The sequence below is a fragment of the Ruegeria sp. YTSC003 genome, from assembly GCF_059609785.1.
This window is the reverse complement of the sequence record NZ_JBXWMK010000005.1, coordinates 1-14158: the sequence shown is the minus strand read 5'-3', so window position 1 is coordinate 14158 and position 14158 is coordinate 1. Positions and strand designations below refer to the sequence as shown.

Below are 14158 nucleotides of genomic sequence, written 5' to 3'. Positions count from 1 at the left end.
TCAGCCGCCGAGCTGACGCAACAAAGCCGCTGAAGGTTCACCGGTTACGGCCAAACCACTGGCGCGTTGATACGCGCTGATGGCGGATTTCGTATTGTTGCCGATAACCCCATCCGCGCCCTGGGTGTCGTACCCTGCGGATGTCAGTCGGCGCTGCAGCTCTTTGCGATCCTCAAGCGTCAACCCGGTCGCATCGGGCCCGAACGAGGCCTGAAACGGGGCGCCACCGGCGATCCGGTCCGACAGATGCCCAACGCCGATCGCGTAGCTGTCCGAGTTGTTATAGCGCTTGATCACCTGGAAGTTGCGGAACACCGCAATCCGCGGCCCCGGCGTTTGCGGCTGCAACACCGCCACAGGCGTTCCCGAAACAGTACCTGCTTCGCCCCCCCAAGGCTGTCCGCGTACCCAGCCAGCGCGCGCCAGATATGCGGCGGTCGAGGCCAAAGAGTCCGTGGGATCCTCAGACCAGATATCCCGACGACCATCACCGGTAAAATCCACCGCGTAGGCCAAATAAGAGGTCGGGATGAACTGCGTGTGCCCCATCGCCCCGGCCCAACTGCCGGTCATGTTCGCGGGCGATGTATCGCCCTCTTGAATGATCTTCAGGGCGGCTATCAATTGCTTTTCAAAAAACGCACCGCGACGCCCGTCATAGGCCAAGGTTGAAACCGCTGATACCACCGGCACATCCCCGCGGCGGGCTCCATACCGGCTTTCCAAGCCCCATACGGCCACGACAACCTCTTTGTCGACGCCGTATTTTGCCTCGATCGCTGACAGGGTTCCGGCATGGCGTACCAGCATCTGTTTGCCGGTTGCGATCCGTTCATCCGACGCAGCAATCGCCAGGTAGTCTTCGAGTGAGCGCTTGAATTCGACCTGATTGCGGTCCCGTTCGATCACATCCGGCAGATACCCTGCCCCCTGAAAGGCCCGGTTGATGGTGGTCTGAGAAATGCCTTGCGAGGCCGCGCGCGACTTGAACCCGGCAACCCAGGCGTCCCACCCTGCGTTGGGGACGGCCCGCATCCGCGTTGCCGGGGCGCTGGTTGGCGCGCCACCCGAACAGGCGGCCAAAAAGGTTGACCCAAGTCCAACTGAAAATAGGCGTCGATTGATCATGTCTGAAATCTGCTCTTGTTGTGATTTGGGTCAGAGTATCGCAGACCAAGTGCGCAAGCTAGTTCTGCGGTGCCTGGAAAAGGCAACCCGATCACTTCGGCGACAAGCCGCTCAACTGACCAGCATGCGCAGCCCCTGCGTCACATCTGAACGTACGGCCAGCCGCAATCCGGGCTCATCCCCCGCCTTCAACGCGGCGATGATCAGCTTGTGATAATGCGGCGGCTCTGTCCGCCGCAACCGCCCGTAAAGCGCGCGCATCGTCGGCCCCAACTGAAGCCACACGGTTTCCACAATGGCCAGCATCGCCGGAGCCTGAGCGCGCAGATACAGCGTGCGATGGAATTCCAGGTTTGATCGGATGTAACCGACGGCATCCCGTTTCGTGACCATTTCCGCGACGGTCATGTTGATGCTCTGCAACCGGTCTATCAGCGCCATGTGCGCACGGGGCAATGCACGGCTGGCCAGCTCGACTTCTAGCAGTGCACGCAGGGCTGCCAGCTCTTCGATACGGTCATTGGTCAGCTCGGGCGTGGACACCCGACCCGAAGAAGACAGAAACAACGCCCCTTCGGCCACCAGCCGCCGCACCGCTTCACGCGCAGGCGTCATTGAGACATCAAATTCCTTGCCGATGCCGCGCAGGGTCAACGCCTGCCCGGGCGCTATGTCGCCGTGCATGATACGCGAGCGCAGGGCTCGATAGACCAGATCATGAGCTGCAGGTTGGGTGTCGGTTTGGCGAGCGCTTAACATAACCCCATGTGATCACAAATTGCCGCGCGGTCAACTCGTCGCGCCATCAAATCTGTACTGATGAAGCTGCGCCCCGTTGTCGCGCAGCCAGCGCCTTTGGGCCTTGCAATCACCAAACAGAAGCTCGACCTGCGCCCAAAACGCGGGGGAATGGTTCATCTCGGCCAGATGCGCGACCTCATGTGCGGCGACATAATGCAGGATGTCCGATGGGGCGAGGATCAGACGCCACGAAAACATCAGACCACCAGCGGAACTGCACGATCCCCAACGAGACCGCGTATCGCGCAAGGTCAGGCTGGAATAAGGTCGGCCCAGCATTGCCGCATAATCGTCGCAGGCCTCGGTCAGGCGATCCCGCGCCAGTTCCTTTAGGAACCGTGCCAATCGCCGGGCTTCGGCCCCTTTGGGGACTGCAACCTCTGCGTCCCGCAGCAGAACGCGTCGGCCCTCTGCCAGTACGATTCGCCTATCTTTGCCTTCTATAGGGATTGATTGTCCGAATCCTACGGCTGATGGGTTGGGTCGGCCCTCAAGATGCTGACGGATCCAGTCTTCCTTGACCTTGGCGAAATTCAGCGCCTCGGTTTCAGCCACACCTTTAGGGTAGGTTAGTGTAACCCGCCCATCCAATTGAGAAATCCGCAGGCTGATACGCCGCGCCCTGGCCGATTTGCGCAGCGTTAGCGGCACCGGCGGTTTTCCGGGCAATGCGTGGTCCCCCATGTGCCTGTTTCTCCTGCTCAAAGGCTTTGACAGTGCCCGCTGCATGTGGCACGTGACCTGAATCATTACTACGACTCACCTGATATCAAGGGGATCTGAAATGCCCAAGGAAGAATGGGGTGTAAAACGCGTTTGCCCGACCACCGGTAAGCGGTTTTACGACCTGAACAAGAACCCGATCGTCAGCCCCTACACCGGCGAGATCGTGGAGCTTGAAACCGGCAAGAGCCGGATGATCGCCGCAGATGCGGAAGATGCCGCGTCGGCAAAAGCACGCGAAAATGCGTCGGAAGAAGATCTGGTTCTGGACGATGACGAAAATGTCGACGTCGAACTGGACGATGATCTGTTGGACGATGATGAAGACAGCAACGACGACGTTTCGCTGGAAGAGATCACCGACATGCCGTCGGAAGACGACAGCTAAAACCTGTCCGGGGCGGCCCCTGCGCCGCCTCAGACGATCCTCGGATGCGAGGCAGAAACTTTTCCGCAAAGTCCATTTTTGGACTTGCACTCATTGTCACTGTCTCATAAATGTCCGCCCACCGCAGCCGCGGTACCATGATGGGGCCTTAGCTCAGTTGGGAGAGCGCTTGCATGGCATGCAAGAGGTCAGGGGTTCGACTCCCCTAGGCTCCACCATTTTTCTCCTCAGTTCGAATTCACTCGCAGTCACACGGCTTTGTAAATAAGGCTTTTGACGTGCCAGTCTTTCTCACCCCCAAGGAAACTTGGGCTCTGCCAGAATACCCATTGTGGGGGTCTGTGTGGGGTTCGCCAGTGAGAAAGTATGCAAGATGACCAAACTTACAGACAAACAAATCAAGGCTGCGAAACCCGGCTACAAGAAGATCAAGCTGGCAGATGGCGGTGGCCTGACGCTGATCGTTCACCCGAAAGGCGGCAGGACATGGGTCTGGCGCTATAGGGTCGATGGTAAGCAGCGTGAGATGAGCTTGGGCTCCTATCCCTCTGTCGGCCTCAAGGACGCGCGCCAGCGCGTCGAGGCGCAGAGGAACTTGCTTGACACCAATATCAACCCCGACGTGGCGGAGATGCGCGCAGGGGTACAGGCTCGGTCAGGTCTGACGGACACCACCTTCGCCGGTGTCGCACGCGCATGGCTGGCAGAGGAGCGTCCACACTGGGCAGAGAAGACTTATGTCCGCGCCCGCAACCGGATCGAAAAGGATGCCATCCCTCTGTTGGGGGCTGTAGTGGTCGCGGATATCACGGCAGTCGATATCAAGGCCGTTGCGCTCAAGATCGCGGATCGTGGATCGCATGAGACTGCACGCCGGGTCATTCGCATCCTGCGGCAAGTTCTAGGCTATGCGGAGGCCGAAGGCTTGATCTCTGTCGTGCCGGGAGCAAACGTGATCGACAGGTTCAAGCCCCAGCCGAAGAAGCACCACCCAGCCATCGTTGAGCCAGAACGTCTGGCGCTGTTTCTGCAGGCGCTGGACGCTTGGCCGCATCACACTTTGGGCAAACCTCTGGTGCAGATTATCGCACATACAGGTCAGAGGGCCGGTGAGGTGCGCAAAATGCGATGGGCGGACATCAACATGGGCGAGCGGGTCTGGAACAACCCTGTCACCAAGACAGGTATCACGCTCGCCATACCCCTGACGGACGCGGTGATCAAAATCCTCAACGAGATGTACAAGCTCAATGGCCACCGCGAGTACGTATTCGCCAGCGAGAACGGACCTGTTTCTGAACCGGCCACAATGAACATGATCCGCAGGATCGGGTTTGATGGAGAGACCGACGCACATGGCCTGCGGGCAACGCTGCGCACATTGGTGACCGAGCATCTCGGGTTCGACGAGAAACTGGCAGAGGCACAGTTATCCCACGCATCGAAGGAACAGCATGGCCGCGCATATGACCGCACATCGTTCCTCGCCCAGCGCCGCGTTATGATGGAAGCTTATTCGCAGTTTCTGGTTCAGCTTCAGGAGGGCGGTGCTATCGTGGTGCCGTTGATTGCGGGGGCAAAGTTGTGAGTGACACGGTATTAAAAGATTTCGACTGGTTGCGTGGACGTTTAAACGAGCGCGTGAAATCTGGCGAATGGTCCTACGTTCTCGACTTGCATGACATTCTGGATGTTTTGCGCGAGCAGGAAGAAATAGTGTCACCAGCGCTGGACAAGCACCTGAGAGATCGCACAACTGCAATGCACAAAGCGAATGCTGGCAATGCTGCGAAAGACCCGATGGAAATCGGTTTTCAAGGCGGCGTTGCGGGTGGCGTCATGTACCTGATCGATCAGCAAGGCTATAACGTGGAAAAAGCGCGAACTCTGATTGCAAATGTAATGCAGATTGATCGTGACGATGTAGTCAAGTGGCATAAAGCCACGCTGAAAGCTCCAGATATCAGTGATCAGAACTACCGCCTCAATCTGAACTTTGCCGCGCAGGAAATGATCCGGAAACTCACTGAAAGAGTGTCTCGAATACACAACCAAATGACGGTTGAAGACGTCATTCTTGGGGTGTTCTCACCCACCTGATCAGGGGGGGTAAATTAGAACGTTTGTTCTTACCCCCCTGCTTTCATTATCTGAATTGCCAGTATCTTTTTGTAGGAGGCTAGCAATGTCAGATCACATCGAAGTGCCCGTTCCACACCGTCTTTATGATCAGCGGTATCTGGCGGCGCTGCTCGGTCTCAGCGACGACGAGTTCTATCTGTTGGACCACTGGCGCGAGTACCATCTCGGCCCGAAATTCATGAACCTTCCCACGGGACAAATCCGGTATCTCGGCAGCGACATCACCAATTGGATAGAAGCTGGTGGCGATCACGATCCCCGTGACATCATTCGTAGCTACGAAGGCCTTGAGGCCAAGAAGGCAGAGAAGCTGGGCCAGGAAATGATGGAGAAAGGTTTTTTCAAGCGGTCACGGGCTGCAATTGAAAAAGCCAATGGCGAAGAACCTCAGACGCAGGCGTCCGCATGAGTGTCGCCCGTATGCCTATCCACCCCGACAGCTTCCCGAAAACAGGGAACGTCACACTGAAACAGCTTTCCACCCACAGCGGTGCGTTGGGCATGTTCCCCGGATCGCCAAGCACGTGGTTGCGTATGGTGGACAGCGGCGATGCGCCGGAACCCATCCAGATTGGTCGCCAGCATTTTTGGCGCGCTGAACATGTCCGCGCAATTGCGGCGGGTATCGACTGGCGGCTTGTGAAGATCGACACGCCCGATCTGGCAGCGGAATAGGAATGGAGAAACCCCGCCGCACGGAGAGCGCAACGGGGCCAGTGATGATTGTTGCTCTCCCTAGACCAAGGAAAGGAACAAAGTATGCAGGCAAAATCTGCAGCATACCGGACCGAAACACAGCGGTGGCGGTCATGAGGGGACCAATGAAAAATTTGACCGAGCGTCTCCGCATCGTCGAGGAATCACACGCGGACAAAATCCTCGCCGCCATTGGTGCCAAACCACAAACTGGAAAAAAGCATCAGCGCTGCCCGTTTCCTGACCATGAAGATAAGAACCCTTCATTTCGCTACGATGCAGACGCTAATCGTATTTTTTGCACGTGCCTGCCCGAAAAAGGGGTTTCGCTGACCGATGCGCTAATGAAGGTACGAGGCCTTGCCGACTTCAACGCTGCTGTACGCGAGATTGAAGCCGTAACTGGCGAAAAGGTTTTTGAAGGACGGCGGAAGCAGAAGCAATCGGAACCGGGAGAACAGGCGGCCTCGGAGAACCGTGAAGAAACTGATGAACAAGCCGTGCAGCGAGAAGCGGAGGAAAGAGCACGCTCCGGCGCGGCATCTGATGAAAAGGCTGCTAAGATCGCATGGGTGCAGGAGCAGGTTGCGAAGACACGTCCTTTAGCCGGCTCACCCGGCGAAGAATACTTGCGCAACATCCGTGGATTGGTTGGGATCGATCTTGAACACGACGCTTTGCGATATGCTCCAGATTTCCAATGCAAACCGGGTGGTAAGAAAAACCCGGCTCTAGTGGCGGTGGCTACGGATGACGATGGAAATATTGTTGGCATGCAGGGCACAATCCTGAACCGCAATGGGCAACCGATACGCGACGAGAACGGCAAGAAGACCAAACTGAGCGCAGGCTACATCGGGGATGGTTCAGTTCGGATCAAAAACAAACTGGGTACAGGCACAATTGCGATCGCCGAAGGTATCGAAACCGGATTAACCCGATTGTTTGCTGGGCCAGCAGAGATCAGGGTGTGCCTCGGGTCCATCCGCCCCGAAACGATAGGAGCAAACGCCGGTCGGATTGAGATCATTGCCGACAGCGACAAAGCGCAGGACTGCCGCCAGATCGCGCGTGAATTGGCGGCAGAAAACCCAAATGCACGGGTCCATGTCGTCACAGTACCGTCAAACCTTGGTGAAAAGGCCGATTTGAACGATCTGCTCCAGGATATGGGACGTCGGGCTGTTGCCGCCGCCGTGGATGATGCCGACCGCATCCACGCGCGGCAGCGAAGGTCCAACGTTGAGCAGCTGCTCCGCGGTAGCGACGAAGAGATTGCCGATCGTGTGCTGGAAAACCTAGAAGATCTCTTTGGTCGCATTGTCATCACTGAGGGCACAGTTTGGATTTACGATGGCAAGCTTTGGACTGCTCTCAACGACAATCGGCTTACGCGTGCCATCGCGCGCTTTGACGGTGCCACTTACCCTACGCCGTCCAACGGCATTGGCGAGGTCAAGATCACGTCCAGTAAGGCGCAGAGTGTCAAGTCGCTTCTCATGTCCAAACGCGATGACAATGGGTTTTTTGAAGGTGCGCCTGTTGGCATCACCTGTGAAAGCGGGTTCGTTTTGTTCGAACAAGACGTTGCAACAGGTGAATATGTCCCACGGCTCGAACCACATGCTCGCAAGCACCGGGCTCGGCATGCCGTACGTGGTGTATGGCCAGTGCAGGATGCTGAGAAGCGACTTTTGGGAAGCGACGTGATGAAGCTGCTCACGGGTTTGTTCTCAGCTAAAACGACTTTGAGGCGGCTGCAGCACGAGGCTCCAAACCTTGAGTTCGACTTGGACAGGGCTGAACAAGACAAAAGCGCGCGGATTGAGCTGATCCTGCAGACAGCCGCCGCAGCGGCACTTGGTATCGGCACGCAAATGAAACACCCGCAGGCCCTTATTTGGATTGGGCCGGGCGGCGCAGGAAAAAGTACCACGCGCAAGGTCATCTCATCATTGATCGCAGCGGATGCACTTCAGTCGGTGCCGCCAGCCAAGATGGGACAAGACTACTTCGTCTCAGTTTTGCGCGGGTGCGCGCTGAACGTTGCGGAGGAGACGTCGGATCGTGATCTTTCAGGCGACGCGCTAAAAAAGGTCATCACCGGGGACATCTGTCATGCCCGGCTGCCATACGGCATACCGTTCTATTTCAGTCCCAAGGCGCAGCATGTGTTCATCTGCAATGAGCTGCCCGCATTTAGCGGGGGGATCGACAGCGGCGTTGAGCGCCGCTTCAAGGTTCTGGTCTTCGACAAAGCGTATTCTGAAGAGCAGCCCGACGAGGGATTGGCAGATCGCATAATCGAATACGAGGCGGATCTTCTACTACATCTTGTCGTGGTTGCGGCTGCGGAACTTTTGACCACGCGGCGCATGGCGGATCCCATGACATCACGCATCGCCAAGGAGGCGTGGATGAGGGATGCGGACCGAGTTCGTGCGTGGGCGGCAGAAAGACTATCCATCAGGGCAAACAAGGTCGTCACCGTTGCAGACCTATATCTGGATTTTCGCCAATGGTGCGCTGCCGAAGGTGTTCCAGAAGGCCGCATCCCCGCACGTAACAGTTTCGCGCGACGCTTGCGTCAAGTAGAGCCCCGTCTCGTTCCAGGACCCAATAGCAAAGGCGCTCGGTTCGAAAATGCTATCCTCAAGACGGTCTGATTTAAGTGGGACAGCTTGTAAAGAGGCCAAACGAGCTAGGCCGGCCAGTTCTTTATGGGCGGACAAGTAATCAAACCTCCCAACTTCCCCGTCGGGCGTTTGGTTGGGAGGTTGGGAGGTTTTATGTCTCGTCCGTCGGTATATGTTCTGTTGCGCACATCAAGCATAATGCTGCTTTTCAACGTCCGACGTTCATTGCAGCGCCGCGGTGCGACCCCGCGAGAACCTCCGAGTTTCGTCCAGTGCCTGACGCATTGCTGCCAAACCAGCCCGTTCGACATACTGGTCCATCGGGTCGAGTTCATCCCAAGTGCGAGATGCGGCAGCAGGCCAGAACTGCGGATGACTGTGCCGCATTTGGCTGAGCCGCCATTCATGGTGGCAGAGTTGCGGTGTCATAGCTTCAGGATCGCTCAGGAAACGCGCAGCGACACCACAGCAGGCCTGCCACTGCCGGTCATGCACAATCGGGCTTTCCTCGCCGCTCGTTGCTGTTTGGGCTTCACAGTAGGCCATAGCGATCAAGACGATGTGCCTTGCTGCGGCAGCTTCAAGTTGGATATCTTGCTCCATGTGATTTCTCCTATTCATCATGTTGATGCGCATCCCGTTGGCTGTTGCCACCGGCGACCACCCCAAGGCGGGGTTGGTGATCACAATTTTCGTGACGCTCTGGATGCTGTTGGTTTCGCCCTGCCTTAGGCTCATCAGTGGATCGGCGCTAGACCCAGACCATTCGCACCGGTCGCAAGCATGTCTCGGGCGGTCCATACCCCGGCGGTCTTCCGCGACTTACGGGCAAGGCTCGGCAGACGAGCGTTATCATGTTTGGGGGAATTGCGGGCTGTCCGCCCGCGATTGGTATGTAATCGCTAAGTCTGTCAGCTTCAAGGAGCGGGCGGCGTAGCGCGGACAAAACAAAAAAGCGGCCACGTCGTTTAAAAAGAACAACGCCTGCTTCGCGCTCAAAATCAGCCGCTCATGCCAAGTGCAGCGAACGACCGCTTCGAGCCCTTAGTAACGAATGCTGCACTCGGAACCAATGTCAGTTACCGGGTCAGTGTGCTTTACGTCGGGTGGGATTGGGCGGCAGTGATATGCAAGCGCTATATTACGTATAGAAAGTCGTCGACCCGTGCTAAGGTCAAGCCTCCACAAGGAACTAATCTATGTACCGTGTCCGACTTTTTGCCACTCGCCACGCACGCACATTTGAATGGATCTACAAGCGTGTCGAGCAGGTCATGGTGGCGCTGGACCCCCTTATCGCAAAAATTGGCTACAACCGTGTCGAGCGCCCGATTGCCCTTATCGAGAAGGGAGTGAAGACACTTCTTTTCGATTGCAAAATGTGCGGCCAATGCGTGTTGTCCTCAACCGGCATGTCCTGTCCGATGAACTGCCCCAAACAGCTGCGCAATGGCCCCTGTGGCGGGGTGCGGCAGGGAGGGTATTGCGAGGTGAAGCCTGAAATGAAGTGCGTTTGGGCGCTGGGCTGGGACGGGGCCAGCCACATGAAAGACGGGGCCGCGAAGATCAGGGAGGTTTTGCCACCTGTCGATCGTAGTCTGCAAGGCTCTTCCTCGTGGTTGCGCGTAAGCCGCGAAATGGCGACACTGAACCGGGAAAAACGGGATGCGGCCCGCATGGCCCTTGCTGACGCCTTTCCAGAGGCACGATTGCAGGAACCAAGCTCGGCTCCTCTGGCAGACGAGCCACCCAAGGCCACGACCTCGGGGCGCGGCACATGAGCGATACCTCACCCATCGAAAACACCCTGCTGCCCTATGCCAAGCCGCCTGAGGGTCATGTCTCTCACAGTCGGCTTGAGCGTGTTTTGCGCTCGGGCCGCTTTGCCGTGACGGCTGAATTGAACCCGCCCGACAGCGCCAATGCGGCGGATGTTTTTGATGCGGCCCAGCCCTTGGGAGAGGTCGCGGATGCGATCAATGCCACCGACGCATCGGGGGCCAATTGCCATATGTCCTCCATCGGCATTTGCGCTCTGCTGACCCGCGCGGGCTATTCTCCGGTTTACCAGATTTCCTGCCGCGACCGGAACCGCATCGCCATTCAGGGCGATGTTTTGGGGGCAGCCGCGCTGGGTGTCAGTAACGTGCTTTGCTTGACGGGCGATGGCGTGGGCGTGGGCGATCAGCCCGGCGCGAAACCGGTGTTCGATTTTGATAGCCTCAACCTGCTGCGCACCCTGCGCACAATGCGCGACGAAGGTGTGTTTCTGTCGGGACGAAAACTGTCCAGCCCACCGCAGCTGTTCCTCGGGGCGGCAGAAAACCCGTGCATCCCACCTTATGAGTGGCGTGCGGACCGCCTGACCAAAAAGGTCGAGGCCGGGGCCGATTTCATCCAGACCAACTATATTTTTGACATTCCCCTCTTTGAGGCATTCATGGAGCGGGTGCGTGATGCCGGCATGGACAAGCGCGTGTTTGTCATCGCCGGGGTCGGCCCTCTCGCCTCGGCCAAGGCGGCGCGGTGGATGCGCAGCAACGTGCCGGGCATTCACATCCCCGATGCCATCATCGACCGGTTGGAGGTGGCGCAAAACCCTTCGGATGAGGGCAAGAAAATATGCATCGAGCTGATCCAGCAACTGCGCGAGATTGTGGGCGTCTCAGGCGTGCATATTATGGCCTATCGGCGCGAACACCTTGTCTCCAGCATCATCCTTGAATCAGGTGTTCTGGCAGGACGGCGCAGGCGGAATAAAGGTTAACCTGTCTGGTTGGATAACCATTGCGTGTCGTCATTGAACTTTCGGAACAGCCGACCACTTGCAGTGATTGACAGACTTCTAACCGTGCTGCTTTTCGCTGCAGACGCAATGTGCGGATTGCTGCCGTTGGGGCGGGCGCAGCGAATTCACACTTTGTTTGCGTCCTGTGAATTCGCCAACTAAACCTCGAAGGTCTGCAATGGTCGACAAACCCGACGAATGCAAACGCAGCAGTCAAATAGACCGGGAACGGCAGCTTTGGGCTCGGAGCGGACATTCGAAGTCAACAATAAGGAGCCAAGGTCTGCTATGCGGACGAAGCCGCCGGATTGGGTCGCCTGCTTAACTTTGCTTTCTCAGATTGGAAGGCCTGCTTTTAGCCATCCATCCCGCCATTGCTCCGAGCATTCGGGAACGCTGAATATGGGGAGCTTCGTTTGTTCTTTAATGTCGAGATCCGGACGAAGTTCCTTCAGTTCAGATACCGCAGCCCTTGCTGACTCAAGGTCTCCGTTTTGAGCCAAGGATGCGATGAGCATGAGATGAGTAATCACGAATTTCGCCCTAATGGCCAAGGCGTTTCGATTGGCCTCTACAGCTTCAGCATAGCGGCCAAGTTGGAAAAATGCGGAGGCTTGCCCTACATAGGCTGCGTGCCGCATCGGATCTTTCGGACTGAGATTGATCGAGTGTGTCGCGTGTTCGAGGGCTTCTTCGGGTCTGTCGAGAAAATTCAGATTGATGCCAGCGAGCATGTGAACGGTCGCAGCATTTGGATTTTCGGCTAGTGCTTGTTTGAAAACTGCGCGAGCTCGCGGCAAGTCTTGTGCAAGCATAGAGATTGAGTGTGCGGCGTAAGCCAACGCGATTCCATCCGCGCGGTCACTTAACAACACACGTTCTGCTGCGGTTACGGCTGCTTTAGGCCCTTCATCAATCGGCTTAAGTCCCTGTACCATCCTTTGGATATGCAGCCACGCAAGCAATCCAGCTGCCGACGAATAATCAGGATCGCGCTCCAACGCCAGACGTGTAAGGCGAATAGCCTCACGGTTGTCTTCGTCGGTCAGCAGGTGAAAATGTGACTGAGCCTGGAGATAAAGTTCATACGCGTCGAGGTTTTCTGTCGGTTTCGCCCGAGCGCGGACCGTCTCGGCATGGCGAACGGACGGTTCGATTGCCGTGACAACTTCCTGTGTGACCTGATCTTGAAGGTCAAAAACATCGTCCAGCATCCCATCGAAACGATCGGCCCAAATATGGCTGCCATTCTCTGCATCAATTAACTGTCCTGTTATCCGCAGACGCTGACCCGCGCGCCTTACAGAACCTTCAAGCACATATCTCACGCCGAGCACCTGCCCGACTTCGCGAATGTCAGTGCTCTTTCCTTTGAATGTAAAAGACGAGTTTCGCGCCACGACCATCAACCAACGAAACCGAGACAACTCAGTTATGATGTCCTCGGTAATCCCATCGGCGAAAAACTCTTGTTCAGTGTCGCCAGACATATTGTCAAACGGCAGCACAGCAATACCGGGTTTCTCCGATTTGACAGTTGGACTTGTAGCCGCCGAACCGACAGGCCACTGCCACACGCCAACGGGGCGGGCAATGTTCTTCAATTCGGCCTGCTGGCCGCCAGAGAACGAGGCGGCGGCATTCCTGTCTAGGCTGTTATGTGCGGTGTCTGAAATCAATATTTGCCCCGGTTCCGCTAATGCCTCGAGACGGGAAGCTATGTTGATACCGTCACCGAATATGTCATCACCTTCCGAAACGACTTCCCCGGTATGTATGCCGATGCGGATTTGGATTTCCTGTGGTCGGTCAGCAATCTGAACAGCAATCGCGCATTCTGTCGCGGCTGATGCGGAGCGAAACTCAACAATCCATCCGTCGCCCATGCTTTTGACCAGTCGCCCATCATGGGCTGCTAAAGCGGGTATTAGATGATCCTCACGGAAAGCCTTGAGCGCTTTGAGTGTTCCGTCCCTATCCTGATCCATCAACGCCGAGTATCCGGCGACATCAGCCGCCAGCACCGCAGCAAGCCTCTTTTCCATGTTTCTCTCCCCGCTTGTTGGAAGCTAGCTTGTAGAAAGAGCAATGTCAGCCCGGTAGTTAGAGCAAAGGGGTTCCATCAAGAAAGCGCGACCGCTTTGGGCTCTTACCGTTGGTAGATACTAGCGGCAGAGAATGGCAGCAGGGAACCCAAAGCTACGTGCAGATGTGCTTGATCTTACGGAAGTATCACAACTACCTTTCCAGTATGTTTGTCCGTTTTGTCAGCAATAGACCTCATCCCAATATCAACGCAGAACTCGGTATGTTTGCGGCCCGCGACCATGTTGATTTTTCAAAGCAGAAAGGGAGCATTCAGAGAGCACATGAAGAAGCATTCTACTGGTTCAGCGCAGATGGCGGTGGCGGGTTAACCTATCCCCGGCTCAAGGGAAAGGTTCGCACACCCGACGTTAGAAGGTCGCTGTTTTGGTTTCGGGAAGATGCCAAATTTTTCCGTCGTGAGGCTGGTAGCGTTGTTGTACGGGCGCGCGAACTGGCAGCCGTTCTAACTCTTGCGGGGTGTGAGATTCGCGAAATAGGAACGAGAACTCCGGGTAAAATAATCTGGGAAGACAGCCGCCAAGTGCTCGCGCTGCCAAACTTCGAAAGAGTTCCTAGAGCGTTTTGAGCTGGGTTGTCGAACGGCAACTTCGTCCGCGCAGCAGGCGCTCAGAAAAACTTGCCGACTGACCGCTTCGAGCCCATAGTGACGGATGCTGCGATTTGGTCGAACGACATGGTGTGATCGCGGTGGTCGCTCTCCTTGGGCAAACGAGGCCTGATATTATCAGCCTCACCAATCAAAAGCCG

General features: G+C 56.6%; 14 protein-coding genes and 1 tRNA gene. 10 read left to right on the top strand and 5 right to left on the bottom strand.

Annotated elements, in window-relative coordinates:
- The 3 genes from AC2FFH_RS10940 to AC2FFH_RS10930 form a co-directional block, all read right to left on the bottom strand.
- Positions 1-1128, bottom strand: coding sequence for a lytic murein transglycosylase (locus AC2FFH_RS10940; RefSeq protein ID WP_496767294.1), 1128 nt, complete (start codon positions 1126-1128; stop codon positions 1-3).
- 111 nt (positions 1129-1239) lie between these two features.
- The gene (locus AC2FFH_RS10935; protein ID WP_496740230.1) at positions 1240-1887 is read right to left on the bottom strand and encodes a GntR family transcriptional regulator; all 648 of its coding nucleotides are present in this window, start codon (positions 1885-1887) and stop codon (positions 1240-1242) included.
- A 30-nt stretch (positions 1888-1917) separates the two neighbouring features.
- Positions 1918-2613: a M48 family metallopeptidase gene (locus AC2FFH_RS10930; RefSeq protein WP_496844406.1), complete on the bottom strand. Its 696-nt coding sequence runs from the start codon at positions 2611-2613 to the stop codon at positions 1918-1920.
- A gap of 100 nt (positions 2614-2713) precedes the next feature.
- On the opposite strand from AC2FFH_RS10930, the gene AC2FFH_RS10925 reads away from it, so the two are divergent.
- From AC2FFH_RS10925 to AC2FFH_RS10895, 7 genes are all read left to right on the top strand, one after another.
- The gene (locus tag AC2FFH_RS10925; RefSeq protein WP_496740228.1) at positions 2714-3040 is read left to right on the top strand and encodes a TIGR02300 family protein; all 327 of its coding nucleotides are present in this window, start codon (positions 2714-2716) and stop codon (positions 3038-3040) included.
- A 142-nt stretch (positions 3041-3182) separates the two neighbouring features.
- Positions 3183-3258: transfer RNA gene (locus AC2FFH_RS10920), tRNA-Ala, on the top strand.
- 155 nt (positions 3259-3413) lie between these two features.
- On the top strand, positions 3414-4628 hold the full coding sequence (locus AC2FFH_RS10915) for a tyrosine-type recombinase/integrase (RefSeq protein WP_282169963.1): 1215 nt from the start codon (positions 3414-3416) through the stop codon (positions 4626-4628).
- Positions 4625-5140 (top strand): hypothetical protein, encoded by a 516-nt coding sequence (locus AC2FFH_RS10910; RefSeq protein WP_496707281.1) that lies wholly within the window; start codon positions 4625-4627, stop codon positions 5138-5140. The genes AC2FFH_RS10915 and AC2FFH_RS10910 overlap by 4 nt, the downstream gene beginning before the upstream one ends.
- Before the next feature lie 85 nt (positions 5141-5225).
- Positions 5226-5591 (top strand): helix-turn-helix transcriptional regulator, encoded by a 366-nt coding sequence (locus AC2FFH_RS10905; protein ID WP_282169965.1) that lies wholly within the window; start codon positions 5226-5228, stop codon positions 5589-5591.
- The gene (locus tag AC2FFH_RS10900; protein WP_170512719.1) at positions 5588-5857 is read left to right on the top strand and encodes a hypothetical protein; all 270 of its coding nucleotides are present in this window, start codon (positions 5588-5590) and stop codon (positions 5855-5857) included. The genes AC2FFH_RS10905 and AC2FFH_RS10900 overlap by 4 nt, the downstream gene beginning before the upstream one ends.
- Positions 5858-6003: 146 nt before the next feature.
- Positions 6004-8544: a phage/plasmid primase, P4 family gene (locus AC2FFH_RS10895; protein ID WP_496844404.1), complete on the top strand. Its 2541-nt coding sequence runs from the start codon at positions 6004-6006 to the stop codon at positions 8542-8544.
- A gap of 192 nt (positions 8545-8736) precedes the next feature.
- Here the strand turns inward: AC2FFH_RS10895 and AC2FFH_RS10890 are convergent, their stop codons facing one another.
- On the bottom strand, positions 8737-9117 hold the full coding sequence (locus tag AC2FFH_RS10890; RefSeq protein ID WP_282169967.1) for a hypothetical protein: 381 nt from the start codon (positions 9115-9117) through the stop codon (positions 8737-8739).
- Between the two features lie 596 nt (positions 9118-9713).
- On the opposite strand from AC2FFH_RS10890, the gene AC2FFH_RS10885 reads away from it, so the two are divergent.
- Together AC2FFH_RS10885 and AC2FFH_RS10880 are read left to right on the top strand one after the other, a co-directional pair.
- Positions 9714-10295 carry a methylenetetrahydrofolate reductase C-terminal domain-containing protein gene (locus tag AC2FFH_RS10885; RefSeq protein WP_496727383.1) on the top strand — a complete coding sequence of 194 codons (582 nt, stop codon included), beginning with the start codon at positions 9714-9716 and terminating at the stop codon, positions 10293-10295.
- Positions 10292-11281, top strand: a complete 990-nt coding sequence (locus AC2FFH_RS10880) for a methylenetetrahydrofolate reductase (RefSeq protein WP_496770953.1) — start codon at positions 10292-10294, stop codon at positions 11279-11281. The genes AC2FFH_RS10885 and AC2FFH_RS10880 overlap by 4 nt, the downstream gene beginning before the upstream one ends.
- Before the next feature lie 356 nt (positions 11282-11637).
- Here the strand turns inward: AC2FFH_RS10880 and AC2FFH_RS10875 are convergent, their stop codons facing one another.
- A complete protein-coding gene (locus AC2FFH_RS10875) occupies positions 11638-13347 on the bottom strand; it encodes an adenylate/guanylate cyclase domain-containing protein (RefSeq protein WP_496844403.1) in 1710 nt (569 codons plus the stop codon).
- Positions 13348-13553: 206 nt separating this feature from the next.
- On the opposite strand from AC2FFH_RS10875, the gene AC2FFH_RS10870 reads away from it, so the two are divergent.
- Entirely contained in the window at positions 13554-13976 is a 423-nt protein-coding gene (locus AC2FFH_RS10870; RefSeq protein WP_496844402.1) for a hypothetical protein, read from the top strand.
- Positions 13977-14158: the final 182 nt, after the last annotated feature.

Coding starts and splice junctions, on each gene's coding strand:
- AC2FFH_RS10940 (WP_496767294.1), bottom strand. CDS start 1,128: ATGATCAATCGACGCCTATTTTCAGTTGGACTTGGGTCAACCTTTTTG.
- AC2FFH_RS10935 (WP_496740230.1), bottom strand. CDS start 1,887: ATGTTAAGCGCTCGCCAAACCGACACCCAACCTGCAGCTCATGATCTG.
- AC2FFH_RS10930 (WP_496844406.1), bottom strand. CDS start 2,613: ATGGGGGACCACGCATTGCCCGGAAAACCGCCGGTGCCGCTAACGCTG.
- AC2FFH_RS10925 (WP_496740228.1), top strand. CDS start 2,714: ATGCCCAAGGAAGAATGGGGTGTAAAACGCGTTTGCCCGACCACCGGT.
- AC2FFH_RS10915 (WP_282169963.1), top strand. CDS start 3,414: ATGACCAAACTTACAGACAAACAAATCAAGGCTGCGAAACCCGGCTAC.
- AC2FFH_RS10905 (WP_282169965.1), top strand. CDS start 5,226: ATGTCAGATCACATCGAAGTGCCCGTTCCACACCGTCTTTATGATCAG.
- AC2FFH_RS10900 (WP_170512719.1), top strand. CDS start 5,588: ATGAGTGTCGCCCGTATGCCTATCCACCCCGACAGCTTCCCGAAAACA.
- AC2FFH_RS10895 (WP_496844404.1), top strand. CDS start 6,004: ATGAAAAATTTGACCGAGCGTCTCCGCATCGTCGAGGAATCACACGCG.
- AC2FFH_RS10890 (WP_282169967.1), bottom strand. CDS start 9,117: ATGGAGCAAGATATCCAACTTGAAGCTGCCGCAGCAAGGCACATCGTC.
- AC2FFH_RS10885 (WP_496727383.1), top strand. CDS start 9,714: ATGTACCGTGTCCGACTTTTTGCCACTCGCCACGCACGCACATTTGAA.
- AC2FFH_RS10880 (WP_496770953.1), top strand. CDS start 10,292: ATGAGCGATACCTCACCCATCGAAAACACCCTGCTGCCCTATGCCAAG.
- AC2FFH_RS10875 (WP_496844403.1), bottom strand. CDS start 13,347: ATGGAAAAGAGGCTTGCTGCGGTGCTGGCGGCTGATGTCGCCGGATAC.
- AC2FFH_RS10870 (WP_496844402.1), top strand. CDS start 13,554: ATGTTTGTCCGTTTTGTCAGCAATAGACCTCATCCCAATATCAACGCA.